Source organism: Streptomyces sp. NPDC059499 (assembly GCF_042749285.1).
In the GTDB taxonomy this organism is placed as follows: domain Bacteria; phylum Actinomycetota; class Actinomycetes; order Streptomycetales; family Streptomycetaceae; genus Streptomyces.
The window spans coordinates 174,624-199,242 of sequence record NZ_JBHYTT010000007.1 but is presented as its reverse complement, the minus strand read 5'-3'; the positions used below and the strand labels follow the sequence as shown (position 1 = coordinate 199,242).

The window sequence follows — 24,619 nt, the reverse complement described above, 5'->3', positions numbered from 1 at the left end:
CCACCCTACCGGCGCAAGGTGGCGGGACCGAAACCACCGTCCGCCTGCTGGACGTCCACCGGCCGTACACGGAACCCCGCTGCTACGCGCAGCCCGTCAACGGGGCGTGCTCGTAGGGGAGACCGTGACGGCCGGGAGGAGTCAGGCAGGCTGCGTCGCCGCGGCGATCCGCTCGGAGCGGAGCGCCTCGTACCAGCGGTCGTCGCACGGCGGCAGCGCGTTCACATCGAGGGCCAGCTTCAGCAGGTGGTCCGCGATCAGCGGATTGCGTGCCAGCACGGGGCCGTGCATGTACGTGCCGAAGACCGTGTCGTTGTACGCGCCCTCGGTGCCGTCGCCCGTGCCGTTGCCCCGACCGATCCGGGTGCGGGCGAACGGCCGGGCCGTCGGGCCGAGGTGGGTGATGCCCTGGTGGTTCTCGAATCCGGTCAGGGGCGGGAGCCCCAGGTTCGGATCGATGTCACCGAGCACGTCGCCGACGCACCGGGCGCCCTCGCCGCGCGTGGAGACCACATCGAGCAGCCCGAGCCCGGGCTCGCGCTCGCCGAGGTCGTTGATGAACTCGTGGCCGAGGATCTGGTAGCCCGCGCAGACCGAGAAGATGATCGCGCCGTTGGACGCGGCCCTGCTCAGCCCGCCGTCGCGGCGCAGCCGCTCCGCGGCAAGACGCTGCGGACGGTCCTCACCGCCACCGATCAGGTAGATGTCGCCCGAGGTGGGGATGGGCTGGTCGCTGCGCACGTCGACACGCGACACGTCGAGACCGCGCTGGCGTGCCCGGCGCTCCACCACGAGGGCGTTGCCCTGATCGCCGTAGGTGCTGAGGAGGTCGGGGTAGACCCACACCAGCCGCAGGCTGTTGTTGCTCATGCTTCGTCCTCTCCGGGGGTGGCCCGCGCCGGGGTCAGTTGCCGACACGACGGCGCAGATCCTGGAAGGCGGTGTAGTTGGCGATGACCTCGATGCGGCCGGGCGGAGCCATCTGGACGGCCTCGTCCAGGGTCTCGCAGACACGGAAGTCCAGTCCGGCGACTTCGAGCCGCACCGCGAGGTCCAGCTTGCGGTCACCGAGCACGAAGATCGGGTGGCCGTACAGCTGGGTGTAGTCGACGTCCCACAGCCAGGAGGTGTCCGTGCCGTCCGCGCCCCGGGCGTTCACCGAGAGGATCACCGGGGTGGGCGGGGGGTCGATCAGGGAGAACGTCTCGAGCCAGCCCGCCGGGTTCTTGGCCAGCAGGAGGCGCAGTTCGCGGCCGAGGAAGGTCACGACGTCGTAGCGTCCCGCGACGGCCTGCACCTGGTACATCCGCTCCAGGGCGACCTGCGGCGGCACACCGAAGACCGCGGCGACCGCGGCCGAACTGGTGGCGTTCGCCTTGTTGGCCCGGCCCGGCAGCTGGAGGTGGATCGGCCACGCGGAGCCGTGCGGGTCCAGGACGTAGTCGCCGTTGAGCGCCCAGCTGGGGGCGGGGCGGCGGAAGCCGCACTCGCCGCAGAACCAGTCGTCGCCGGGGCGCTGCATCACACCGCCGCAGGAGGGGCAGGACCAGGCGTCGTCCTTCCACGCCTGTCCTGCCGCGACCCACACCACGTTGGGGGAGGAGGACGCCGCCCAGACGATCAGCGGGTCGTCCGCGTTGGCGACGATCACGGCCTTCGAGCCGGAGAGGCCCTCACGCCACTTCTCGGCCAGCATCCGGGTCTCCGCGGCGCGGTCCAGCTGGTCGCGGGAGAGGTTGAGCAGCGCGATCACCTTCGGCGTCGTATCGCGTGCGACGCCGGCGAGATACTTCTCGTCGACCTCGATCACGCCGTACTTCGCGTCCGATCCGCCGGCCAGCGCGGAGGTGATTCCCGCGGGCATGTTGGCGCCGAGCGCGTTCGACACGACGGGCCCAGCGGCCCGGAGCGCCTCGGCGATCAGCCGGGTGGTGGTCGTCTTGCCGTTCGTCGCGGACACGAGGATCACGTCCAAGTGCTGCGCCAGCCGCCCCAGCAGGTCGGGGTCGAGCTTGAGCGCCACCCGGCCGCCGATCACCGATCCGCTGCCGCGCCCCGCAGCGCGCGACACCGCCGCCGCGGCCTTGCCCGCCGTCACGGCGAGCTTGGCCCGCGGCGACAACGGCTCCGTGTTGCCTGCCATCGTCCTAGATCCTCCTTGCATCAGTCCGCGCCCAGCCTATCGATGTCCGGCGCGTCGACCGCACCTCGGCACCACGGGGAACGTGGAGGTCACGTGGAACGTACGCTTCTCCCCATGCGAAACCGCCCGATCCCCGGCAGTTCCGGACTCGTTCGCGCCCTGAGTCTGCTCGGCGACCCGGTGCTCCACCGTCCGTGCGAGGAAGTCACCGACTTCGGGACCTCCCTCGCCCGGCTGGTCGAGGACATGTTCGCCACCATGTACGCGGCGCAGGGGGTCGGGCTCGCCGCGAACCAGATCGGCGTCCCGTTGAAGGTGTTCGTCTACGACTGCCCGGACGACGAAGAAGTCCGACATCTAGGACATCTCGTCAATCCGGTACTCGTCGAGGCGGACGGCATCACCGTACGCGGACCGGAGGGGTGCCTTTCACTTCCCGGTCTCGAAGCGGGCACCGAGCGCTTCGACCGTGCGGTGGTCGAGGGCAGGTCCATGACAGGCGAGCCGGTGCGGGTCACCGGGACCGGCTGGTTCGCCCGCTGCCTCCAGCACGAGTGCGACCACCTGGACGGCAGGGTCTACACCGACCGGCTGACCGGACTGCGCCGCGCCAGGGCGCTGCGCGCGGCCCGGCGGGCGCCGTGGGGGCGGACGGACTGACTCCTCGGGCGGAAGGCGGTTCAGAAGCCCTGGCCGCCCGGCAGGTCGCCGGCCTCGGCCAGCCTGCCCCAGAGCAGGTCGGCGAGGCTGTGGACGAGCTGTTCGCGCGAGCACGGGCGGTCGCTGAGCCACCAGTCGCCGGCCGCGTGCATCATGCCGACGATGCCGTGGCCCCAGATGCGGGCCGTCTGCTCGCTGTCCGGGCCGAGGTCGACCCGTTCGGCGATCACCTTGCCGAGTTCCTCGCCGAGGCGGCGCAGCAGCGGGGCGGAGTGCCGGCCCACGTCGAAGCCCTGCTCGGGGGAGGGTGCCGCGTCGTCGGAGGGGTGCATCAGGAAGCGGTAGACCTGGGGGCGGGCCTCGATCGCCGCGAGATAGGTGTCCAGGGTCGCCTCGACCCGCTCGCGCCGCTCGGAGGGGGCGTCGAGCGCGGCCCGCAGGGCGCTCAGCAGCGCGTCCGTGTGGCGCTTGCCGAGCGCGCGGTAGAGGCCGCCCTTGTCGCCGAAGTGGCGGTAGAGGATGGGCTTGGTGATCCCGGCCTCCGCCGCGATCGCGTTCATCGACGCCTTGGGCCCGTCCCTGAGCACCACTCGGTCCGCCGCTTCGAGCAGCTCCCGGCGGCGGCGCTCGGCCGCCGTCCGCTGTCGCTCGGCCCCTCGTGTGGTCTCCATGTCGTATCTCCCCGCCCCGGCCAGCTGCCATGCGATCTCTTGACGTCCGGGCAACGTAACACCATGACCTGCCGGGCGCGGATCCGCGTGTCCCCGGTTGACAGTGGCTACTTGCTGGTAACAGACTGTTGTTACCGCGAGTAACGCATGGTGTTCTTTTTACGGAAGCGCATGGAGGGAACATGGCCGAGTTCACGCTCGATCTCAACGACGACCAGAAGCAGGTCCGTGACTGGCTTCACGGCTTCGCCGCGGATGTGATCCGCCCGGCCGCTTCGGAGTGGGACGAGCGTGAGGAAACGCCCTGGCCCGTCATCCAGGAGGCGGCCAAGGTAGGCATCTACTCCCTCGACTTCTACGCCCAGCAGTTCTTCGACCCTACGGGTCTCGGCATCCCCGTGGCTATGGAGGAGCTCTTCTGGGGTGACGCGGGCATCGCCCTGTCGATCGTCGGTACGGGCCTGGCGGCCGTCGGCGTCCTCGCCAACGGCACCGAGGAGCAGATCGGCACCTGGATCCCGCAGATGTACGGCGACGCGAACGATGTGAAGGTCGCCGCCTTCTGCTCCTCCGAGCCGGACGCCGGCTCCGACGTCGGCTCCATGCGTACCCGCGCGGTGTACGACGAGGCCAAGGACGAGTGGATCCTCAACGGCACCAAGACCTGGGCGACCAACGGCGGTATCGCCAACGTCCACGTCGTCGTCGCGGTCGTCGACCCGGAGCTGGGCACGAAGGGCCACGCCTCGTTCATCGTCCCGCCCGCCACCCCGGGCCTCTCCCAGGGGCAGAAGTTCAAGAAGCACGGCATCCGCGCCTCGCACACCGCCGAGGTGGTACTCGAGGACGCACGCGTCCCCGGGCACTGCCTGCTCGGCGGCAAGGAGAAGCTCGACGAGCGCCTCGCCCGGGCCCGTGAGCGTGCCAAGTCCGGCGGGGAGCGCGTCAAGAACGCCGCGATGGCCACCTTCGAGGCGTCCCGCCCGGCTGTCGGCGCCATGGCGGTCGGCACCGCCCGTGCCGCCTACGAGGTCGCCCTCGACTACGCGAAGACCCGGACCCAGTTCGGCCGCCCCATCATCGACAACCAGGGCGTCGCCTTCCAGCTGGCCGACATGCGTACGCAGATCGACGCGGCCCGGCTGCTTGTCTGGCGTGCCTCCTGGATGGCGAGCGCCGGCAAGCCGTTCACCTCGGCCGAGGGATCGATGTCGAAGCTCTTCGCGAGCGAGACGGCGAAGTCGGTGACCGCCCAGGCCGTCCAGATCCTCGGCGGCAACGGCTACACCCGTGAGTACCCGGTGGAGCGCATGCACCGTGACGCCGCGATCTACACCATCTTCGAGGGCACGAGCGAGATCCAGCGCCTGGTGATCGCCCGCACCCTGTCGGGGATGCCGATCCGCTAGCGCCGCCCACGGACGTACCGCGGGGCCGGACCGGACACCGGTCCGGCCCCGCGCCGTTCTACTTCTGCGGCAGGTTCGCCTCGATCGCCGCGAGGACCTCGGGCGCGTCCGGCTCGGTGCGGGGGCGGATCCGGGCGACCGGCTCGCCGGCCGGGGAGATCAGGAACTTCTCGAAGTTCCACTGGACGTCACCGGCCGCGCCCTCGGCGTCCGCGAGCTTCGTGAGCTCGGTGTAGAGCGGGTGCCGGTCCTCGCCGTTGACATCGATCTTCGCCAGGAGAGGGAAGCTCACCCCGTACGTCGTCGAGCAGAACGTCTGGATCTCCTCCGCCGTGCCCGGCTCCTGGCCCGCGAACTGGTTGCAGGGCACGCCGAGGACGGTGAACCCGCGGTCGCCGTACTCCTTCTGGAGCCGTTCCAGTCCGGCGTACTGCGGGGTGAGCCCGCACTTGGAAGCGACGTTCACCAGCAGGACCGCGGAGCCCTCGTAGGCCCCCAGCGTGGTCGGCTCGCCGGTGAGGGTGCTCAGCGGGATGTCGTGCAGGGTCATGGGATATCTCCTCGATAGCGTGGCGTCGCTGTTCATTGTGACTCCAGGGGATTCGTGGGGCCGACCGCCTTGTAGTAGAAGGTGGTCGCCCGCAGGGCGCCGGCGGGGTCCTGCGCGTACCGGGGAATCGACCCGCACTCCGTCCAGCCCGCCGCGCGGTAGAGGTGTTCGGCGGGACTGCCGGTCTCGGTGTCCAGGATCAGCAGGGAGAGCCCCTCGGCGGCTGCCGACCGCTCGGCCGCCGCGAGCAGCGCGCGGCCGATCCCCCGGCCGCGGGAGGAGGGCCGCACCATCAGCTTGGCGACCTCGGCGCGGTGCCCAGCATTGGGCAGCGAGGGCCTGACCAGCCCGATCGTGCCGGCCACCCGTTCCCCGTCACGGGCGATCCACACCTCGTGGCAGCCCGTCTCGACGGAGGCCGCCCGTTCACGCCACCAGGTGGCGGCGGCCGCCCGGTCCAGCGGTGCCAGGAAGCCCACCGAGGATCCGCCGTCCACGGTCTCGACCAGAAGGGCAGCCAACTCGTCGGCGTACGTGACGAGCTCGGGGCCGGACACGGAGACGATCTCGGTCATGCGGCAGGTCCTTTCACATTCACGGCAGGACGATCATCAGGGCATAGCGGACCCGGTCGGGGCCGGGGCAGTGGAAGCGTGAGGGCCCGTGCAGCCGGAAGCGCAGGCAGTCTCCGGGGCCGACGGTGTGCGTCGCGGCATCGACGGTGATCTCGACCGTGCCCTCGAGCACCCAGATGTGCTGCTCCACGCCGGGCACGGGCGGATTCTCGTAGGTGACGACGGAGCCCGCGGCGAGCGTGCCCTCGATGACCTCGGCACGCAGGCCGGCGTGCGGCGGTGAGACGGAACGGCGTACGAATCCGGCCCCCTCGTCCCGCCACACCGGCTGCTGTGCGGCGGGCACGAGCCCCGGCGGCTCCGCCTCGACTTCCATCAGCAGGCGCGACATGGTCCGCTCGTACACCGTGCACAGCTGTCCGAGCACGGTGGTGGTGGGACTCAGCTCGCCGCGCTCCAGGCGCGACAGAGTCGAGCGGCTGACGCCGGCGCGGCGGGACAGTTCGTCCAGTGACCAGCCGCGTTCGGTACGGAGCAGGCCCAGCCGGGTCGCGAGCCGGGCGTCGACGGACTCCGACGCACCCTGTTCTCTCATATACGGGATTGTATCTCTGGACAGAGATATGTGTCAGGTGGCCTACGTGCCGATCGGGTGATGGTGTGTCAGTCTGATAAAAGCGACATAAGTCACATGTTCGGCGCGCCCCGCGCCGCGCATCGGCTGCAGAACCTAGGAGACCGACATGGCTGGAAGCACGAGTGGGGCGCGAACGGACCACGACGCCGCGGGCTCGCAAGGAGCGCACGGCTGGACCCTCTTCGCGGCGGTACTGATGGTGTTCGGCGGCGCCATGGCCATCTTCGAAGGCATCTCCGCCCTAGCCAAGGACGACCTGTTCGTCTCCACGCGCAACTACGCGTTCACGCTCAGCCTGACCGGCTGGGGATGGATCCATCTCATCCTGGGCATCGTCATCCTCCTCGCCGGGATCGCCCTGTTCAGCGGGGCGATGTGGGCGCGCATGGTCGGCATCCTGCTCGCGGGCCTGGGGGCGCTGGCCAACTTCCTGTGGCTGCCCTACTACCCGTTCTGGTCGATCGTGCTCATCGCGATCAACATCTTCATCATCTGGGCCCTGTGTGCGTGGCCGCAGCGGGAGGGTCGAGCCTGAGCACGAGGACGTAGGAGACCACGACGGAGACGATCACGAGCGGCATCACGGTGATGCCCTCGGATCCCAGAAGGAGCGTGGCGAGCAGTACCGATGTCATCGGCAGCTTGAGCATCGCCACGCACATCGCCCCGATCCCCATTGCGAAGCCCGAGGTGGCGTTCAGGCCGGGCAGGTGCGACAGTGCCAGCCCGCCTGCCGCCCCCAGGAACATCGACGGGAAGATCGGGCCACCTCGGAAGCTGCTCAACGACAGGGCGTACGCGAGCGCCTTGCAGGCGATCAGCACCAGGAGCGTTCCGACCGAATACTTGGCGTCCTCGGTGAGCAGCCCCCCGAGGGCGTTCTGGCCCGAGTACAACACCTCGGACGCGTCCCCTCCCGTGCTCTCGGCGTACAGGAGCGCGAGTACGCCGATGACCACGCCCATCGCCACGGTGGCGATCACCGTCCGTCGCTCGACCCAGTCCTGCAGGGCCAGGGAGAGCCTTCTGATGCCCGTTCCCAGGACGGCGGCCGCGACTCCGAGCGCGATGGCCCAGCCGAACTCGGCGACGGTGGGCGTGGGTGTGTGCGGCACGTGCGGGAGGGTGAGGGAGTACGTCCCCAGCCCGGTCCACGATCCCAGGCCGATGAAGATGAGCGACCCGATGCCCGAGGCGAGCAGCCCCGGCACGAGCACGAGGCCGAGCATCATCCCGGCGAGGCCGGACGCCTCCATCAGCAGGAACGCGCCGATGAGCGGGGATCCCAGAAGGGCGCTGATGGCGGCGAAGCTGCCTGCGGCCGCCACCAGGGCGCTCGCCCTCGGCTCGATGCCGGGTTTCAGCAGGCGCACCGCGCACACGGCCAGCCCCCCGCCGATGGCGATGAGCGGGGCCTCGGGGCCGAGGACCGCGCCGAGTGCGAGGGAGGCGATGGCGGCGAGCGCGACCCCCGGGAGCTCCGCGGCGGACGGCGCCCCCGTGTTCACCATCCCCTCGGCCGGCTTGTGTCCGGCCGTTCCGGGGAGGTAGCGGATGGTCAGGCCCGTCAGCAGGCCCGCGACGGCGAGCAGCGGGACCGGCCACCACGACGGTGTGCCGTCGAAGCCCAGTGCGCGGGGCAGGTCCTCGTAGGTCAGGTTCTGGAGCTCGTGGACGAGCGCGAGAAAGCCGAACGCCGCGGCAGAGATGGGGACTCCGAGGATCGCCACCATGACCAGAAGGACTGCGTAGCTCCGGGTGCGGACCACCGTGCGCGGATCCGGGGACTCCGTGCCGGGTGTTCCGACCGGTTCGGCCGACATGGTCATGGTCTCCTCGGTTCGGGGCCCCGGCCGGCTGGTCATGCCCCGCCGGGCTCCCCACGTGATACCACGATGTCCCGCTATGGCCGTGATGTACCCGCTGTTGAGGTGTGGTGAATCCAGGTCTCGCTACGTCGCGCCCGTCCCGGCCGCGGGAAGCCGGCCCACGGTCACCGCATCGACCAGCGCCCGGTGGTCGCGTTCGTTCTGGTCGGCGTACCGCTCGGCGAACGTCTGCAGCGCCCGGTCGAACGCCGTGCCGCGGCCCAGGTAGGCCGCGATGGCGATCCGGTCACCGGACCGCGCGTGCGCACGGGCCAGCGTCGTCCCGCACACCTCGCCGAAGGCCGCCATGCCACGGGGCACCATCAGCTCCGGTTCGGCGATGCCCTTCCAGTCACGCAACTGGCGTACGTAGAAGTCCCTGCGCTTCCCGTCGAACCCTTCCACCCGCTCCCAGCCCAGGAAGATGTCGCCGGCAGCCTGCATCAGGCGCTGGCCGGCCACCACCCGCTCGCCCTGATTCCGGTACGCACTCGCCCCGGCGTGCGGCGCGAGCACCGAGGAGTCGGCCTCCTTGGCCTGGAGCACGAGCGGATCCCCGCCGTCCCTGCCCAGCAGGAGGATGATCCAGCAGCGCGTTCCGACGCTTCCCACGCCCACGACCTTGCGGGCCATGTCCACGGGCCTGAAGTCGGCCAGCAGGGACCGCCGGTCCGAAGGGAGGCTGCGTCCGTAGCGCCGGAGAAGCGTCCGGAACTGCTTCTCCGTCGCGCTTCGTTCCGCGCCGTCGGGCAGCAGGTCCGCGACCGGCACGATCAGGGGCGGATCCGCGGCGATCCGGAGCCGCCCGCCGACCACCTCGGTGAGTTTGTCGAACGCCTGCACGCTGTCCCGGGTGCGGGCCTTCGCCGTCGCTCTGGCCACGCGCTTGCGGCCCCGGGCGGCCAGCCGGTCGGCTGCCACGGCCTTGAGGCTGCCCTCGTCGATCTGCGTGTACCAGACATCGAGATTGCGCATGCCCGCGAACCGGATCATCGACTCCCGGTACGACCGCACGGTGGCCCGCACGATCTGGGCCCGCTCCTTGTCCGAGAAGTTGTTGGCGCGCCCGGCGATGACGAGGCTGGCGGCCAGCCTCTTGACGTCCCACTCCCAGGGACCCGGCAAGGTCTCGTCGAAGTCGTTGATGTCGAACAGCAGGTGGCGCTCGGGGGAGGCCAGCAGTCTGAAGTTCAGCAGATGGGCGTCACCGCACAGTTGCGCCCTGATGCCCGAGGCCGGCGTTCCGGCCAGGTCGGAGGCCATGACGGCCGCGGCGCCCCGATAGAAACGGAAGGGCGACTCCGACATCCGCCCGTAGCGGATCGGGACGAGCTCCTGCACCCTGGCCGCCGACTGGGCCTCCAGGAGGGCCAGGGGATCGGGCCGGTCCGCCGGTGGCTCGTACACTTGATGGCTCGACCGGGGAGCCCGTTTGCGGGCTGCCTTGCCGAGTGCGGCCCGTTCCTTCGGTGTCGCGCCCGGTACGGCACGGAGCGGTGAGGTGCGTTCCTGGGGCATGGCGGCCCTCCTGACTGCGTGCGGGGCCGTGCGGGCGGCCCTGCCCTCCATCATCCCCGGCCGGACGGATTCCGCCCGCTCGGTGCGTTCCGGCGGTGGTGGCCGCCGTGCGGCCTCAGGAGTGTCCGCGCTTCCTGGCCCGGCGGCCCACCCGCCGCCAGATCGCACGCTGAAACCGGAGCGCACCCGCGCCCACCACGATGAGCACCACGATGTTCACCAGGAGCTGGATGAGGGAACCCCGCGCCTCGGACCAGCTGGCGAAGGCCGTGGACACACTGATGGCCGCGGCTGCCGGAATGGTCGTGACCGAGATGAACACCCCGAGGAGGGCGCTCGTGCGGGACTCCGTGAGCGACACGATGCCGACGACAGCGGCGAGGGCCGCGACGGCGAAGGAGAAGAAGTTGGGGGTGTTGATCAGGTCGGAGACCGGACGCAGCCCCAGGTCGAAGGCCTCGGACTGGAGACCGAAGCCGCGGATGAGGAGGCTGAAGAGGAAGGTGACCGCGATCGTCAGCAGGAAGCCTGTGAACAGGGCGCCGAGCCCTGCGCGGATCATGGTCCGGTCGCCCCGGTCGATGCCCAGCGCCACGGCGACGATCGCGCCGTACTCGGGGCCGACGACCATGGCCCCGACGATCAGGATCTGGGAGTTGGTGACGATGCCGACCGAGCCGATGAGACCCGCGATGACCAGATACAGGTAGAAGCTCGGCGCGTACCTTCCCTCGGACCTGATGCGCGCCTCCACCTGGGCCCAGACCGGGGCGCCGGCCAGGGCCCCGAGTCGGCGGGCCGCGTTCTCCGAGGCCCGCCCCGGGAACGCCATGTCCACCGGCTCGATGACGAGGGAACCGTCCACGTCGATCTCGAGTCCCCGCAGGCCCCCCAGCACCTCGTTCGCGGCCCCCGCCAACACGTCGCAGGCGAAGGCGTCACCGTCGGGGTGGCGCGCGACGCCACGCCGCACGATCAGGTTCAGGACGTAGGGGTGACCGGCGAGGAGCTCCACGACCTGGTCCGTGCGGTCCGGCGGGCTCACCGCACGGACATGGATCATGTCCATTCCGTGCCTCCGCGAGGCAGGGCGGGCGGCCGGATGCCGAGTGGCCGATAGTGGCATAGATAGTGACATGCCGGAGATTGGACGGTCATGGACCGATACCCTCCCATAGCCACCCACGGTCTGGTGGGCGACCTGCAGACCTGCGCACTGATCTCTTCGCAGGGCGTCGTCAACTGGCTGGCCGCCCCCCGGTTCGATTCCCCCAGCGTCTTCGCCGCGTTGCTCGACCACGACCGTGGCGGCTGCTTCCGGCTGTCGCCCGACGGCCCGGAGAACTCCTGCAAGCAGCTCTACTACCCGGACACCGCGGTGCTGGTCACTCGCTTCATGTCGCCCGACGGAGTCGGCGAGGTGCTCGACTGGATGGCGCCGATCGCCTCCGGTCGCGCCACCGACCGGCACACACTGGTGCGGAAGGTGCGCTCGGTGCGGGGGACCGTACGGTTCTCGATGGAGTGCAGGCCCCGTTTCGACTACGGGCGTGCTCCCCATGAGCTCGAACTCGGCCCGGACGGGGCCGTGTTCAGGTCTGCGGGGATCAGCGGGCATCTGCAGGCAGGCTTTCCCCTGGAGCGCGACGGCCATGATGTGCGCGGAACGGTGACGCTGGGCGTGGGCGAGTCGGCGGTCGCCGTCTTCACCGTCTGCGGGCCCGACGGACCCGCGCCGCCGCAGCCCACCGTCGAGGGGACCGACGAGCAGCTCTGGGAGGTCGTCGAGTTCTGGCAGAACTGGCTGCGCACCTCCCGCTACCGGGGTCGTTGGTCGGACATGGTCAACCGGTCCGCCATCACCCTGAAGCTCCTCACCTACGCCCCCACCGGCGCACCGGTGGCCGCCGCCACGATGGGCCTGCCCGAGCAGATCGGCGGTGAACGCAACTGGGACTACCGGTACACCTGGGTCAGGGACGCCTCACTGTCGGTGCGGGCCCTGCTGGACCTGGGATTCGTCGAGGAGGCGACCGCCTTCACCCGCTGGCTGGGCGCCCGCCTCGGGGACGGGGACATCGACGGCGAGGCACTGCAGACCATGTACCGCGTCGACGGTGAACCCCTGCCGGCCGAGGAGATCCTCACGCACCTCGAGGGCTACCGCGGTTCCCATCCGGTACGTCTGGGCAACGCCGCCTCCGACCAGTTGCAGCTCGACATCTACGGCGAGGCCCTCTACGCACTCTCCGAGGGGCACGAGGTCGGCATCCAGGCGGGCTACCGCGGCTGGAAGAAGGTCTCCCGCACCCTGGACTGGCTCGCCGACTCCTGGGACCGCCCCGACGAGGGCATCTGGGAAACGCGCGGCGGACGCAAGGACTTCACCTACAGCCGGGTGATGTGCTGGGCCGCGTTCGACCGCGGACTGAAGCTCGCGACCGCGTTCAGCAGACCGGCCGACACCGTCCGGTGGACCCGGGCCAGGGACTCCATCCTCGATCAGGTCATGGAACGGGGCTGGAGCGAGCAGGAAAAGGCGTTCGTCCAGCACTACGAGGGGGACGTGCTGGACGCCTCGCTGCTCCTGATGCCCAGGGTGGGTTTCCTCGCACCCAAGGACCCCAGCTGGCTGTCCACGCTGGACGCCATGAACGACACCCTCGTCTCCGACAGCCTGGTCTACCGCTACGACCCGGCCGCCTCCCCGGACGGACTGCGCGGCTCCGAGGGCACGTTCAGCCTCTGCACATTCCTCTACGTCGACGCGCTGGCCCGCGCCGGGCGACTGCGGATGGCCCGCTACACGTTCGAGAAGATGCTCACCTACGCCAACCACGTCGGCCTGTTCGCCGAGGAGATCGGCCCCACCGGCGAGCAGCTGGGCAACTTCCCCCAGGCGTTCACCCACCTCTCCCTCATCACGGCTGCCCGCACCCTCGACGAGGCACTCGACCGGCTGCGCGACTGACAGGTCGCACGGTCACCGGTCGTGCCCGCCGCCCGGGCTTGAGAGGATCCGTACGTGGAGTACCCCGAGCCCTTCCCCGAACTCTTCCCCGGACCGCAGCCCGAAGCCGGCCGGACCGAGGACCGCCGTACCGTGCGCTGCGGCCTGTGCGGGCGCCCCCTCACCGGCGCGGACTCACGCCGCACCGGACTCGGCCCCTCCTGCGACGCCAAACTGCATCCGGCGGGCCCGGACATCCGGACCCGCCGTCACGACGTCGAGCAGGACACGCTGCCCGGCATCTGACCCGCAGGGGGCGCTACGCGCCGTCGAGACGGCGGAACAGGCCCTCCTGCACCACCGACACCAGCAACTGCCCCTGGCGGTCGTAGATCCGGCCCCTGGCCAGTCCGCGGCCACCCGTGGCGATCGGCGACTCCTGGTCGTACAGGAACCACTCGTCCGCCCGGAACGGCCGGTGGAACCACATGGCGTGGTCCAGCGACGCCATGTCGAAGCCGCGCGGACCCCAGAGCGGCTCCACCGGGATCCGGACCGCGTCCAGCAGCGTCATGTCGCTCGCGTACGTCAGCGCACAGGTGTGCACGAGCGGGTCGTCGCCCAGCGGGCCCACCGCGCGCATCCACACCGCGCTGCGCGGGTCCGCGTCCTTGATCTCCTCGTGCGTCCAGCGGAGCCGGTCGACGTAGCGGATGTCGAAGGGCTGACGCCGCGCCATCCGCTCCAGCGCCTCAGGCAGCCCGCCCAGGTGCTCGCGCACCTCGTCGGCGACCGTGGGCAGGTCGTCGGGGTCCGGCACCGTACGGGCGGGCGGCAGCTGATGTTCGAAGCCCGCCTCCTCGGGACGGTGGAAGGACGCCGTCAGATTGAAGATCGTCCGGCCCTGCTGGACGGCCGTGACCCGGCGGGTGGTGAAGGACCGGCCGTCCCGCACCCGCTCGACGTCGTACACGATCGGCACACCGGGGCGGCCGGGCCGCAGGAAGTAGGCGTGCAGCGAGTGGACGGGACGGTCCCCGTCCGTGGTGCGGCCGGCCGCGACCAGTGCCTGTCCGGCGACCTGACCGCCGAAGACCCGTTGCAGGGACTCGTCGGGGCTGCGGCCACGGAAGATGTTGACCTCGATCCGCTCCAGGTCGAGAAGATCGACCAAGCGCTCGGCGGGGTTCGTCGTCATGCGGTTCCACTCCACTCTCGAAGCCGGTGCGCCGTCACAGCTGGCCCACGGCCGTGACCCGGACAACCGCACGGCCCTCCTCGTCGGAGGCCGCCAGATCGACCTCCGCACGGATACCCCAGTCATGGTCACCCGCCGGGTCGGCGAAGGCCTGCCACACCCGCCACAGACCGTGCTCGAGGTCCTCGTCGATCTTCAGCAGCTTCGGGCCGCGCGCGTCCGGACCCGTACCCAGGTCCTCGTGCGCCTCCCAGTAGCCGTCCATCGCCTCGCCCCAGGCGTCCTCGTCCCAGCCCGAGTCGGCATCGAGCTCGCCCAGGTCGCGGACCCGGTCCAGGGCCGCCAGCTCCACACGGCGGAACATCGCGTTGCGCACCAGGACCCGGAAGGCGCGGGCGTTGGCGGTGACCGGCTTGACCTCGTCGGCCCGCTCCTGCGCCTGCTCGGCGGTCTCCACCTCCGGGTTGGCCAACTGCTCCCACTCGTCCAGCAGGCTGGAGTCCACCTGACGCACCATCTCGCCGAGCCAGGCGATCAGATCCTCCAGGTCCTCGGACTTCAGGTCGTCCGGGATCGTGTGCTCGAGCGCCTTGTACGCACTCGCCAGATAGCGCAGCACGATGCCCTCGGTACGCGCCAGCTCGTAGTTCGACGTGAACTCCGTGAACGTCATGGCCCGTTCGTACATGTCCCGGATCACCGACTTCGGCGACACGGGATGGTCACCGACCCACGGGTGGCTCGTGCGGTACACGTCGTACGCGTGCCAGAGCAGCTCGCTCAGCGGCTTGGGGTACGTGACCTCCTGCAGCCGCTCCATCCGGTCCTCGTACTCGACGCCGTCCGCCTTCATCTGCCCGACGGCCTCACCCCGCGCCTTGTTCTGCTGGGCGGCGAGGATCTGGCGCGGGTCGTCGAGGGTCGACTCGACGACGGAGACCATGTCCAGGGCGTACGAAGGGGATTCGGCGTCCAGCAGGTCGAACGCGGCCAGCGCGAAGGTCGACAGGGGCTGGTTCAGGGCGAAGTCCTGCTGGAGATCGACGGTGAGGCGCACGATCCGGCCCTCGGCGTCCGGGGTGTCGAGCTGTTCCACCACACCGCCGTCGAGCAGCGAGCGGTAGATGGCGATGGCCCGCCGGATGTGCCGCAACTGAGCCCGTCGCGGCTCGTGGTTGTCCTCCAGGAGGTGCCGCATCGCGTCGAAGGCGTTGCCCGGGCGGGCGATCACCGAGAGCAGCATCGTGTGCGTGACCCGGAAGCGCGAGGTCAGGGGCTCGGGGTCGGAGGTGATGAGCTTGTCGAAGGTGGTCTCGGACCAGGCGACAAAGCCCTCGGGGGCCTTCTTGCGGACCACCTTGCGCTTCTTCTTGGGGTCGTCGCCCGCCTTCTTGACGGCCTTCTCGTTCTCGATGACGTGCTCGGGTGCCTGTGCGACCACGAAGCCGGCCGTGTCGAAGCCGGCCCGGCCGGCGCGGCCGGCGATCTGGTGGAACTCGCGGGCGCGCAGCGTGCGCACCCGGGTGCCGTCGTACTTGGTGAGGGCGGTGAACAGCACCGTACGGATCGGGACGTTGACACCGACACCGAGTGTGTCGGTACCGCAGATCACCTTCAGCAGGCCCGCCTGCGCGAGCTTCTCGACCAGGCGGCGGTACTTGGGGAGCATGCCCGCGTGGTGCACCCCGATGCCGTGCCGCACGTAACGGGAGAGGTTCTGGCCGAACTTGGTGGTGAAGCGGAAGTTGCCGATCAGATCGGCGATCTTCTCCTTCTCCTCCTTCGTGCACATGTTGATGCTCATCAGCGACTGCGCCCGCTCGACGGCCGCCGCCTGGGTGAAGTGCACGATGTAGACCGGCGACTGCCGGGTGTCCAGGAGCTCGGTGAGCGTCTCGGTGATCGGCGTCAGCCGGTACTCGTAACTGAGCGGGACCGGACGCGTCGCCGAGCGCACCACGGAGGTGGGGCGGCCGGTGCGGCGGGTCAGGTCCTCCTCGAACATCCTGACGTCACCGAGCGTGGCCGACATCAGGATGAACTGGGCCTGCGGCAGTTCCAGGATCGGGATCTGCCAGGCCCAGCCGCGGTCCTGTTCCGCGTAGAAGTGGAACTCGTCCATCACGACCTGGCCGACGTCCGCGTACTTCCCGTCACGCAGCGCGATGGAAGCCAGTACCTCGGCCGTGCAGCAGATCACCGGGGCGTCGGCGTTGACCGAGGCGTCGCCGGTCAGCATGCCCACGTTCTCCGTACCGAACATCTTGCACAGGTCGAAGAACTTCTCCGAAACCAGCGCCTTGATCGGCGCGGTGTAGAACGTGACCTTGTCCTGGGCCAGGGCGGTGAAGTGCGCACCCGCCGCGACCAGGCTCTTTCCTGAGCCGGTGGGGGTCGAGAGGATCACGTTCGCCCCGGAGACCACCTCGATCAGCGCCTCCTCCTGAGCCGGATAGAGGGTGATGCCCTGCGATTCGGTCCATGACGAGAAGGCCTCGAAGAGGGCGTCCGGGTCGGCGGTCGGGGGCAGCTGATCGATAAGGGTCACGCCCCCATCTTGCCTGCCTTGTGCCCGGATGCGGGAACCGGAGGGCCGCCCGAAGATCACGGACGATACGCTGCCCACTCAACTCGGCCGCAGCACACAGGCAATGGCGGCCCGGCCGTGTCGCACGGCCGAATCACGATGGGGGCGGAAACAGCCATGATGGGACCGGCACACTCTCTGTCAGGGGCAGCGGCCTGGCTGGGGGTGGGCGCCGCGGCCGCCGCCGCGGGCCACACGATGCCCTGGCCCGTCCTCGTCGTCGGGGCACTGATCTGCGCGGGCGCCGCGCTCGCCCCCGACCTCGACCACAAGTCCGCCACGATCTCGCGTGCCTTCGGCCCGATCTCCAAGGGCGTGTGCGAGATCGTCGACAAACTCTCCTACGCCGTCTACAAGGCGACCAAGGGAGCCGGCGACCCGCGAAGGACGGGCGGACACCGCACCCTCACCCATACCTGGCTGTGGGCGGTGCTGATCGGCGGAGGGGCCTCTCTCGCGGCGATCACCGGCGGCCGGTGGGCGGTCCTGGCGATTCTCTTCGTCCACCTCGTGCTCGCCGTCGAGGGTCTGCTGTGGCGGGCCGCCCGTATGTCCAGCGACGTCCTCGTCTGGCTGCTCGGCGCGACCAGCGCGTGGATCCTGGCGGGGGTGCTCGACAAGCCGGGCCAGGGTTCCGACTGGCTGTTCGCCGAGCCCGGCCAGGAATACCTGTGGCTGGGCCTGCCGATCGTGCTCGGGTCCCTCGTCCACTGCGTCGGCGACGCGCTCACCGTCTCGGGCTGCCCGATCCTGTGGCCGATCCCGCTCGGCCGCAAGCGGTGGTACCCGCTCGGACCCCCGAAGTTCATGCGCTTCCGGGCCGGCAGCTGGGTGGAGATCAAGGTGCTGATGCCCGCGTTCATGGTGCTCGGGGGAGTGGGCGCGGCCGCGGCGCTCAACTTCATCTGACCGCACCGCGCCCGTTCCGGGGGCGGTGCGCCCCGAGCCGTAGCACCATGACCCCATGCTGCTCGCCCGGCTCGCCCACGTGTCCCTCGAGGTCGCCGCGACGTCGGCACGGACCCGGAAGGTCGCCCTGCTCGCCGGACTGTTCCGGGAGGCCGGTCCCGACGGCGTACCCGTAGTCATCCCGTATCTCGCCGGCCGCCTCCCCCAGGGACGGCTCGGCATCGGGTGGAGCACCCTGGGCGATCCGGTGGCGCCCGCGGACACGGCGACGCTGACGGTGACGGACGTCGACGCGGAACTGACGGCGATCGGGGCCCTGACCGGTCCGGGCTCGCAGGCCGCGCGCAAGGAGCGCCTCCAGCGGCTGTTCGGCGCCGCCACCGCCGACGAGCAGCATCTTCTGCGCGGGCTGCTCACCGGCGAGGTGCGCCAGGGGGCACTCGACGCCGTCGCCATCGACGCCCTGGCCGGTGCCACCGGCGCTGAGCCCGCCGAGGTGCGCCGCGCCGTCATGCTCGCCGGATCACTGGAGGCGGTCGCCCGCGCGCTGCTCGCGGACGGCCCCGGGGCTCTCCCGGCCTTCAGGCTCACCGTCGGCAGGCCGGTCCTGCCGATGCTCGCTCACACCGCGCGCTCCGTCCCCGAAGCCATCGACAAGCTGGGGCCGTGCGCGGTCGAGGAGAAGCTCGACGGCATCCGCGTACAGGTGCACCGCGACGGGGCACGGGTGCGGGTCCACACCCGCACCCTCGACGACATCACCGACCGGCTTCCCGAGCTGGTCACGGTGGTGGCCGGCTTCGGAGGCGACCGGTTCGTCCTCGACGGCGAGGTGATCGCTCTCGGGCCCGACGGCAGACCGCGGCCCTTCCAGGAGACCGCCGGCCGGGTCGGATCCCGGCGGGACGTCGCCACAGCGGCTGCCGAGGTCCCGGTGGTCGCCGTCTTCTTCGACGTGCTCTCCGTCGACGGACGCGAACTGCTGGACCTCCCCCTCACCGAACGGCACACGGAACTGGCCGCCCTGGTCCCGGAGCCGATGCGGGTGCGGCGCTTCCTCGTGACGGACCCCGGGGACGAAGCGGCACGCGGTGGCGCGGTGGCGTTCTTCGAGACCACCCTGGCGCACGGCCACGAAGGAGTGGTGGTCAAGGGCCTGACCGCGCCCTACAGCGCGGGCCGACGGGGCGCCTCCTGGCTGAAGGTGAAGCCCGTGCACACCCTCGACCTCGTGGTCCTGGCAGCCGAGTGGGGCCACGGCAGACGCACCGGAAAACTGTCCAACCTCCATCTGGGAGCGAGGCGGCAGGACGGCACCTTCGCCATGCTCGGCAAGACCTTCAAAGGCCTCACGGACAAGATGCTCGCCTGGCAGACCGAACGCCTCCGGGAACTGTCCACCGGTGACGACGGACACGTCGTCACCGTGCGGCCGGAGCTCGTCGTCGAAATCGCCTACGACGGACTCCAGAGCTCCACCCGCTACCCGGCGGGCGTCACCCTGCGGTTCGCCCGGGTGCTGCGCTACCGCGAGGACAAGTCGCCGCAGGAGGCGGACACGGTCGACACCGTGCTCGGCCGACGGACCTGAACCCGGCGCCGGACACGAGCGCGGCCCCCACCGGTGCGGTGGAGGCCGGCGCCTGACCGCTGATCAGCCGCGGGTGCCCGTCGACGCCGTGTGCGCGCGGAGCTGCTCCGGCGTGAGATAGGCGTCGGTGTACTCGAAGTCGCGCAGGGTGGCCGGCTTGCGGGCCTGGAATCCGGTCCGCACGAAGTCGTCCCCCGCGATCGCGTTCAGCATCCAGTTCGTCAGGACCCGCGTCTTGGCGACATTGGTCCGCAGCCCCGACCAGTGGTAGCCGCGTGCCACCAGCTGGGCGGGCATTCCCTTCAGCTCGATACCCAGCGGCTTGGACACCGCGTCCCGGCCGCCGAGGTCCACGACGAGACCGAGGTCCCTGTGGACGTACGGCTGCAGCGGACGGCCGCGCAGCGAAGCGATGAGGTTGTCGGCCAGCACCCGCCCCTGCCGTATGGCGTGCTGCGCGGTGGGAGGGCAGACCGCCCCGTCACCGGTGGCCAGGTCGGGTACCGCCGCCGAGTCGCCCAGGGCGAACACCCCGTCCACGCCGGGCACCTGCATCTCCGGCGTCACCGCGAGCCTGCCGCGTACCGTCTCCGCGTCGAGGGTGGCGACGAGCGGGCTGGCCGCGACCCCGGCGGTCCAGATGAGCGTGCGGCAGGGCAGCACCCGGCCGTCGGTGAAGGTCACCTTGTCCGGAGCCGCCTCGGCCACCGAGACACCGAGCGACACCTCGATGCCGCGCTTGCGCAGGATCTCCAGCGCGGTGCGGCCCAGCTTGTCGCCGAGCTCCGGCATGAGCTTGGGCGCGATGTCGATCAGATGCCACTTGATCAGCTTCGGGTCCAGCCGGGGGTAGTGCCGGACGGCGTTGGCGGTCAGCCGCTGCAGGCAGGCGGCGGTCTCCGTGCCCGCGTATCCGCCGCCCACCACCACGAACTGCAGCCGGGACTCCCGCTCGGCCTCGTCCTGGCTGGCATCGGCCAGATCGAGCTGGGAGATGACGTGGTCCCGGATGTAGGCGGCCTCCGCCAGCGTCTTCATCCCCCGCGCGTTGTCGACCAGCCCGGGGATGTCGAACGTCCGGGTGACGCTCCCGGCGGCCAGCACGAGGTGGTCGTACGGCTCGTTCACGATCTCATCGGTGATCTTGCGGATGACGCAGACCTTCGCCTTCGTGTCCACGCCGATGGCGCCGCCCGGCACGATGCGGGTGCGGTGGCGCCGACTCCTGCGCAGGGAGACGGCGACCGACTGGGGGGTGAGCACCCCGGACGCCACCTGCGGGAGCAGCGGAAGATAGAGCTGGTACGAGAACGGCGTGACGAGGGCGATGTCCGCCTCACCGGGGATGAGGCTGCGTTCCAGCCGGCGTACGCACTCGACTCCGGCGAAGCCTGCACCGACAACGAGGATCCTGGGTCGTGCCACGGTGTGCGTCCCTTCTCGGGCTTACGCGGTCATCGCTCACCTGCCCCGTATCCGGGGCCAGTCACTCCTCATCCTCACCGGAGGGGCCGCAGTCCGCCTCTTGTGAGACGGCGGCCGGAGGGTCTCCCCGGCCGCCGCCCCGGGCTCATCCGTGCCAGGACCGCCACAACGCCGCGTACGCGCCGTCCGCCGCCACCAGCTCGTCATGGCTGCCCAGCTCGCTGATCCGGCCCTCCTCGACGACCGCGATCACATCCGCGTCGTGCGCCGTGTGCAGCCTGTGCGCGATCGCGATCACCGTCCGGCCGTCCAGCACCCGGGCCAGTGAACGCTCCAGGTGCCGTGCCGCCCGAGGATCGAGCAGCGACGTCGCCTCGTCCAGCACCAGGGTGTGCGGATCCGCCAGCACCAGCCGGGCCAGCGCGATCTGCTGCGCCTGCGCCGGGGTGAGGGCCAGACCGCCCGAGCCGACCTCCGCGTCCAGACCGTCCGCCAGGGCCTTGGCCCAGCCGTCCGCGTCGACTGCCGCGAGCGAGGCCCACAGCTCCGCGTCCTCGGCGCCCGAACGGGCCAGCAGCAGGTTGTCCCGGAGCGAGCCCACGAACACATGGTGCTCCTGGTTCACCAGAGCCACATGGGTCCGTACCCGCTCCGCCGGCATCCGGGACAGCTCGGCCCCGCCCAGCGTGACCTGACCGGTCCGGGGCGCGTAGATCCCGGCCAGCAGGCGCCCCAGTGTGGACTTGCCCGCACCGGACGGCCCGACCAGGGCGAGACGCGTACCAGGGGCCACGTCCAGCGACACCTCGTGCAGGACGTCGACACCGGCGCGGTAACCGAAGCGCACCTCGTCGGCCCGTACGTCCCGGCCGTCCGGCCCGACCGAGTCGTCGCCCGCGTCCGGCTCGATCTCCCGTACGCCGACCAGCCTCGCCAAGGACACCTGGGCGACCTGCAACTCGTCGTACCAGCGCAGGATCAGACCGATCGGGTCGACCATCATCTGTGCCAGCAGCGCGCCCGTCGTCAGCTGCCCGACGGTGAGCCAGCCCTCCAGCACGAACCAGCCGCCGAGCAGCAGCACCGCCCCGAGAATCGTTACGTACGTGGCGTTGATGACGGGGAACAGCACCGAGCGCAGGAACAGTGTGTACCGCTCCCACGAGACCCATTCCTTGACCCGCCGGTCGGAGAGCGCGACCCTGCCCGCTCCCAGCCGGTGGGACTCCACCGTCCGGCCGGCATCCACGGTCTCGGCGAGCATCGCCGCGACCGCCGCGTACCCGGCGGCCTCCGAGCGGTACGCGGAAGGCGCCCGCCGGAAGTACCACCGGCAGCCGGTGATCAGCACCGGCAGCGCGATGAGCACGGCCAGAGCGAGTGGCGGGGCGGTGACCGTCAGAGCGCCGAGCAGCAGCCCGGCCCACACGACGCCGATCGCCAGCTGCGGCACGGCCTCCCGCATCGCGTTCGCCAGCCGGTCGATGTCCGTCGTGATCCTGGAGAGCAGATCGCCGGTGCCGGCCCGCTCCAGGACGCCCGGCGGCAGCCCGACCGACCGCACGAGGAAGTCTTCGCGCAGATCGGCCAGCATCTCCTCACCGAGCACCGCTCCGCGCAGCCGCATCGTCCGTGTGAAGACCGTCTGCACGACCAGTGCGAGGGCGAACACCGCCGCGGTGCGCTCCAGATGGAGGTCGGTGACGCCGTTGGAGAGGTCCTCGACCAGCCCGCCCAGGAGGTATGGTCCGGTGATCGACGCGATCACCGCGATCGCGTTGACCGCGATGAGCACCACGAACGGCTTCCGGTGACGCCGGAGCAGGGAACGCACGTAGGACCGTACGGTCAGCGGTGTGCCTACCGGCAGGGTCGTCGCCGACTGCGGTGCGGCCGGGTCGTATGCGGGGGGTGCGACGCCGATCATGCCCTCTCCTCGAATTCCTCTTTCGTTTCGGCCGACTGCGACGCACCGATTCCGGCCAGCCCGTCCTGCACGGCCGGTACCGCGATCTCCGCGTCGGTCTCACGGGTGACGACCGCCCGGTACCGCGGTTCGTCCCGCAGCAGTTCGCGGTGCGCGCCGACCGCCACGACCGTGCCCGAGTGGACCAGGACCACGCGGTCCGCGAGGTCCAGGAGCAGCGGCGACGAGGCGAACGCCACGGTCGTACGGCCCTGGCGCAGCTGCTTGATCCCGGCGGCGACCCGGGCCTCCGTGTGTGAGTCGACGGCGGACGTCGGCTCGTCGAGCACGAGTGCCTCCGGGTCGGTGACCAGGGAGCGGGCCAGCGCGAGCCGCTGGCGCTGACCACCCGACAGGGACCGGCCGCGTTCGGTGATCCGGGTGCGCATCGGGTCTCCGTCCGTGTCCACGGACGCCTGGGCCAGCGCATCCAGCACGTCACCGCAGTGGGCGGCCGCGAGCGCGTCCTCGGCTGTGACCCTGCCCGACGACGGCACGTCGAGCAGCTCCCGCAGCGTCCCCGAGAGCAGCACCGGATCCTTGTCCTGCACCAGCACCGCGGCCCTCGCCGAGCCGAGCGGCAGCTCGTCCAGGGCCACACCGCCCAGGAGCACCGAGGGTTCCGGGTCCGAGGCGTCGTCCGTCTCCGCGTGCCCACCGAGCCGCTCGGCCAGCCGGCCCGCCTCGTCGGGATCACCGCAGACAACGGCCGTGAACAGGCCGCGCGGCGCCATCAGTCCGCTCACCGGGTCGTACAGATCGCCCTCGGGTGACATGGCGTCGATCGTCGAGGGCTGCGCACTGCGCCGCAGCGACAGGACCCGGACCGCACGCTGTGCCGACGGCCGCGAGAACGAGTACGCCATGGCGATCTCCTCGAAGTGCCGGAGAGGGAAGAGCATCAGCGTCGCCGCGCTGTACACGGTGACCAGCTGGCCCACGTCGATCCGGCCGTCCCGGGCCAGTGTCGCCCCGTACCAGACCAGCGAGATGAGCAGGATTCCGGGCAGAAGCACCTGAATCGCCGAGATCAGCGCCCACATGCGCGCACTGCGCACGGCGGCCTTGCGGACCTCCTGCGAGGCGCGCCGGTAGCGGGTCAGGAAGAGTTCCTCGCCGCCGATCCCACGCAGCACCCGCAGGCCCGCGACGGTGTCGGAGGCCAGTTCGGTCGCCTTGCCCGCCTTCTCACGCTGGAGATCGGCCCGCCGGGTGGCGCGGGGGAGCAGCGGCAGCACGGCGAGCGCCAGGACAGGCATGGCGATCGCGACCAGCACGCCCAGCGAGGGCAGGTAGATGATGAGCCCGATGCTGATGAGCACGAGGGCGGTGGCAGCGGCGGCGAAGCGCGACAGCGCCTCGACGAACCAGCCGATCTTCTCGACGTCTCCGGTGGAGACGGCGACGACCTCTCCGGCCGCGACCCGCCGGGTCAGTGCCGAGCCGAGCTCGGCGGTCTTACGGGCCAGCAACTGCTGGACCCTGGCCGCCGCGGTGATCCAGTTGGTGACCGCTGTGCGGTGGAGCATGGTGTCGCCCACGGCGATGAGGATGCCGAGGGCCACGATGAGGGCTCCGGCCAGCGCGAGGCCCCGGCCGGAACGTTCGACGACGGCCTGGACCGCGACTCCCACGGCAAGCGGCAGCCCGGCGATCGCGCACTGGTGGAGCAGCCCCCAGGAAAGGGATTTGAGCTGGCCGGTGAGCTGGTTGCGCCCGAGCCAGAACAGAAAACGTGGGCCTGAACGGACATCGGGGTCGCCGGGATCCGAGTACGGAAGATCGCGAATCTGCATGACGTTCCAAGGATCGGAAGGGGCAGAGATCCGTGACGGATCTCGTGGAACAGTAGGTGACCAAACCGTGCAAGGTTCGCGTCATGCCCCGGTCCGAAGCAAGCGATTATTGGTGGATACGGCGGCCGGCAGCCGAGGGCGACGGAGCGGGCCGGCAGGGCGCGAG

General features: G+C 70.6%; 21 protein-coding genes. 7 read left to right on the top strand and 14 right to left on the bottom strand.

Annotated features, from left to right (window positions below; translation table 11 throughout):
- Window positions 1-141: 141 nt before the first annotated feature.
- Together ACFW9O_RS18810 and ACFW9O_RS18805 are read right to left on the bottom strand one after the other, a co-directional pair.
- Window positions 142-870: a glutamine amidotransferase gene (locus ACFW9O_RS18810; protein WP_351178879.1), complete on the bottom strand. Its 729-nt coding sequence runs from the start codon at window positions 868-870 to the stop codon at window positions 142-144.
- 34 nt (window positions 871-904) lie between these two features.
- Window positions 905-2,143: a MurT ligase domain-containing protein gene (locus tag ACFW9O_RS18805; RefSeq protein WP_329213472.1), complete on the bottom strand. Its 1,239-nt coding sequence runs from the start codon at window positions 2,141-2,143 to the stop codon at window positions 905-907.
- A 114-nt stretch (window positions 2,144-2,257) separates the two neighbouring features.
- On the opposite strand from ACFW9O_RS18805, the gene def reads away from it, so the two are divergent.
- A complete protein-coding gene (gene def, locus ACFW9O_RS18800; protein ID WP_351178882.1) occupies window positions 2,258-2,803 on the top strand; it encodes a peptide deformylase in 546 nt (181 codons plus the stop codon).
- A 20-nt stretch (window positions 2,804-2,823) separates the two neighbouring features.
- On the opposite strand, the gene ACFW9O_RS18795 is transcribed toward def, so the two are convergent.
- Window positions 2,824-3,474, bottom strand: coding sequence for a TetR family transcriptional regulator (locus tag ACFW9O_RS18795; RefSeq protein WP_384610636.1), 651 nt, complete (start codon window positions 3,472-3,474; stop codon window positions 2,824-2,826).
- Window positions 3,475-3,656: 182 nt separating this feature from the next.
- Between ACFW9O_RS18795 and ACFW9O_RS18790 the strand changes: the two genes are divergently transcribed.
- Complete coding sequence (locus ACFW9O_RS18790; RefSeq protein WP_384610634.1) at window positions 3,657-4,883, top strand: acyl-CoA dehydrogenase family protein; 1,227 nt, start codon at window positions 3,657-3,659, stop codon at window positions 4,881-4,883.
- Between the two features lie 58 nt (window positions 4,884-4,941).
- Here ACFW9O_RS18790 and ACFW9O_RS18785 read toward each other — a convergent pair whose 3' ends face one another.
- Genes ACFW9O_RS18785 through ACFW9O_RS18775 form a run of 3 tightly spaced genes read right to left on the bottom strand, consistent with a single transcriptional unit; the run spans window position 4,942 to window position 6,603 of the window.
- Window positions 4,942-5,433: a glutathione peroxidase gene (locus ACFW9O_RS18785; RefSeq protein ID WP_384610633.1), complete on the bottom strand. Its 492-nt coding sequence runs from the start codon at window positions 5,431-5,433 to the stop codon at window positions 4,942-4,944.
- A 32-nt stretch (window positions 5,434-5,465) separates the two neighbouring features.
- Window positions 5,466-6,008, bottom strand: coding sequence for a GNAT family N-acetyltransferase (locus ACFW9O_RS18780; protein WP_384610631.1), 543 nt, complete (start codon window positions 6,006-6,008; stop codon window positions 5,466-5,468).
- 19 nt (window positions 6,009-6,027) lie between these two features.
- On the bottom strand, window positions 6,028-6,603 hold the full coding sequence (locus ACFW9O_RS18775) for a helix-turn-helix domain-containing protein (protein WP_384610629.1): 576 nt from the start codon (window positions 6,601-6,603) through the stop codon (window positions 6,028-6,030).
- Window positions 6,604-6,751: 148 nt separating this feature from the next.
- On the opposite strand from ACFW9O_RS18775, the gene ACFW9O_RS18770 reads away from it, so the two are divergent.
- Window positions 6,752-7,180 carry a hypothetical protein gene (locus tag ACFW9O_RS18770; protein ID WP_384610627.1) on the top strand — a complete coding sequence of 143 codons (429 nt, stop codon included), beginning with the start codon at window positions 6,752-6,754 and terminating at the stop codon, window positions 7,178-7,180.
- Here ACFW9O_RS18770 and ACFW9O_RS18765 read toward each other — a convergent pair.
- The 3 genes from ACFW9O_RS18765 to ACFW9O_RS18755 form a co-directional block, all read right to left on the bottom strand.
- Complete coding sequence (locus tag ACFW9O_RS18765; protein ID WP_384610625.1) at window positions 7,134-8,468, bottom strand: chloride channel protein; 1,335 nt, start codon at window positions 8,466-8,468, stop codon at window positions 7,134-7,136. The two genes, ACFW9O_RS18770 and ACFW9O_RS18765, sit on opposite strands and share 47 nt — an antisense overlap.
- A gap of 129 nt (window positions 8,469-8,597) precedes the next feature.
- Window positions 8,598-10,031 carry a DUF2252 domain-containing protein gene (locus ACFW9O_RS18760; RefSeq protein WP_384610623.1) on the bottom strand — a complete coding sequence of 478 codons (1,434 nt, stop codon included), beginning with the start codon at window positions 10,029-10,031 and terminating at the stop codon, window positions 8,598-8,600.
- A 115-nt stretch (window positions 10,032-10,146) separates the two neighbouring features.
- The gene (locus ACFW9O_RS18755) at window positions 10,147-11,100 is read right to left on the bottom strand and encodes a DUF389 domain-containing protein (RefSeq protein WP_384610621.1); all 954 of its coding nucleotides are present in this window, start codon (window positions 11,098-11,100) and stop codon (window positions 10,147-10,149) included.
- Window positions 11,101-11,187: 87 nt separating this feature from the next.
- On the opposite strand from ACFW9O_RS18755, the gene ACFW9O_RS18750 reads away from it, so the two are divergent.
- Both ACFW9O_RS18750 and ACFW9O_RS18745 read left to right on the top strand, forming a co-directional pair.
- On the top strand, window positions 11,188-13,002 hold the full coding sequence (locus ACFW9O_RS18750) for a glycoside hydrolase family 15 protein (protein WP_384610619.1): 1,815 nt from the start codon (window positions 11,188-11,190) through the stop codon (window positions 13,000-13,002).
- A 54-nt stretch (window positions 13,003-13,056) separates the two neighbouring features.
- Window positions 13,057-13,287, top strand: coding sequence for a DUF6011 domain-containing protein (locus ACFW9O_RS18745; protein WP_384610617.1), 231 nt, complete (start codon window positions 13,057-13,059; stop codon window positions 13,285-13,287).
- A gap of 13 nt (window positions 13,288-13,300) precedes the next feature.
- Here ACFW9O_RS18745 and ACFW9O_RS18740 read toward each other — a convergent pair whose 3' ends face one another.
- Together ACFW9O_RS18740 and ACFW9O_RS18735 are read right to left on the bottom strand one after the other, a co-directional pair.
- On the bottom strand, window positions 13,301-14,179 hold the full coding sequence (locus ACFW9O_RS18740; protein ID WP_329213498.1) for an acyl-CoA thioesterase II: 879 nt from the start codon (window positions 14,177-14,179) through the stop codon (window positions 13,301-13,303).
- A gap of 34 nt (window positions 14,180-14,213) precedes the next feature.
- Window positions 14,214-16,727 (bottom strand): DUF3516 domain-containing protein, encoded by a 2,514-nt coding sequence (locus tag ACFW9O_RS18735; protein ID WP_351178020.1) that lies wholly within the window; start codon window positions 16,725-16,727, stop codon window positions 14,214-14,216.
- Window positions 16,728-16,883: 156 nt separating this feature from the next.
- On the opposite strand from ACFW9O_RS18735, the gene ACFW9O_RS18730 reads away from it, so the two are divergent.
- Window positions 16,884-17,675 carry a metal-dependent hydrolase gene (locus ACFW9O_RS18730; RefSeq protein ID WP_351178023.1) on the top strand — a complete coding sequence of 264 codons (792 nt, stop codon included), beginning with the start codon at window positions 16,884-16,886 and terminating at the stop codon, window positions 17,673-17,675.
- A 55-nt stretch (window positions 17,676-17,730) separates the two neighbouring features.
- Window positions 17,731-19,266, top strand: a complete 1,536-nt coding sequence (locus tag ACFW9O_RS18725; RefSeq protein WP_384610614.1) for an ATP-dependent DNA ligase — start codon at window positions 17,731-17,733, stop codon at window positions 19,264-19,266.
- A gap of 63 nt (window positions 19,267-19,329) precedes the next feature.
- Here the strand turns inward: ACFW9O_RS18725 and ACFW9O_RS18720 are convergent, their stop codons facing one another.
- From ACFW9O_RS18720 to ACFW9O_RS18710, 3 genes are all read right to left on the bottom strand, one after another.
- On the bottom strand, window positions 19,330-20,691 hold the full coding sequence (locus ACFW9O_RS18720; protein WP_384610612.1) for an NAD(P)/FAD-dependent oxidoreductase: 1,362 nt from the start codon (window positions 20,689-20,691) through the stop codon (window positions 19,330-19,332).
- Window positions 20,692-20,836: 145 nt separating this feature from the next.
- Window positions 20,837-22,618 carry an ABC transporter ATP-binding protein gene (locus ACFW9O_RS18715; RefSeq protein WP_384610610.1) on the bottom strand — a complete coding sequence of 594 codons (1,782 nt, stop codon included), beginning with the start codon at window positions 22,616-22,618 and terminating at the stop codon, window positions 20,837-20,839.
- The gene (locus tag ACFW9O_RS18710; RefSeq protein WP_384610608.1) at window positions 22,615-24,453 is read right to left on the bottom strand and encodes an ABC transporter transmembrane domain-containing protein; all 1,839 of its coding nucleotides are present in this window, start codon (window positions 24,451-24,453) and stop codon (window positions 22,615-22,617) included. The genes ACFW9O_RS18715 and ACFW9O_RS18710 overlap by 4 nt, the downstream gene beginning before the upstream one ends.
- Between the last annotated feature and the right edge of the window lie 166 nt (window positions 24,454-24,619).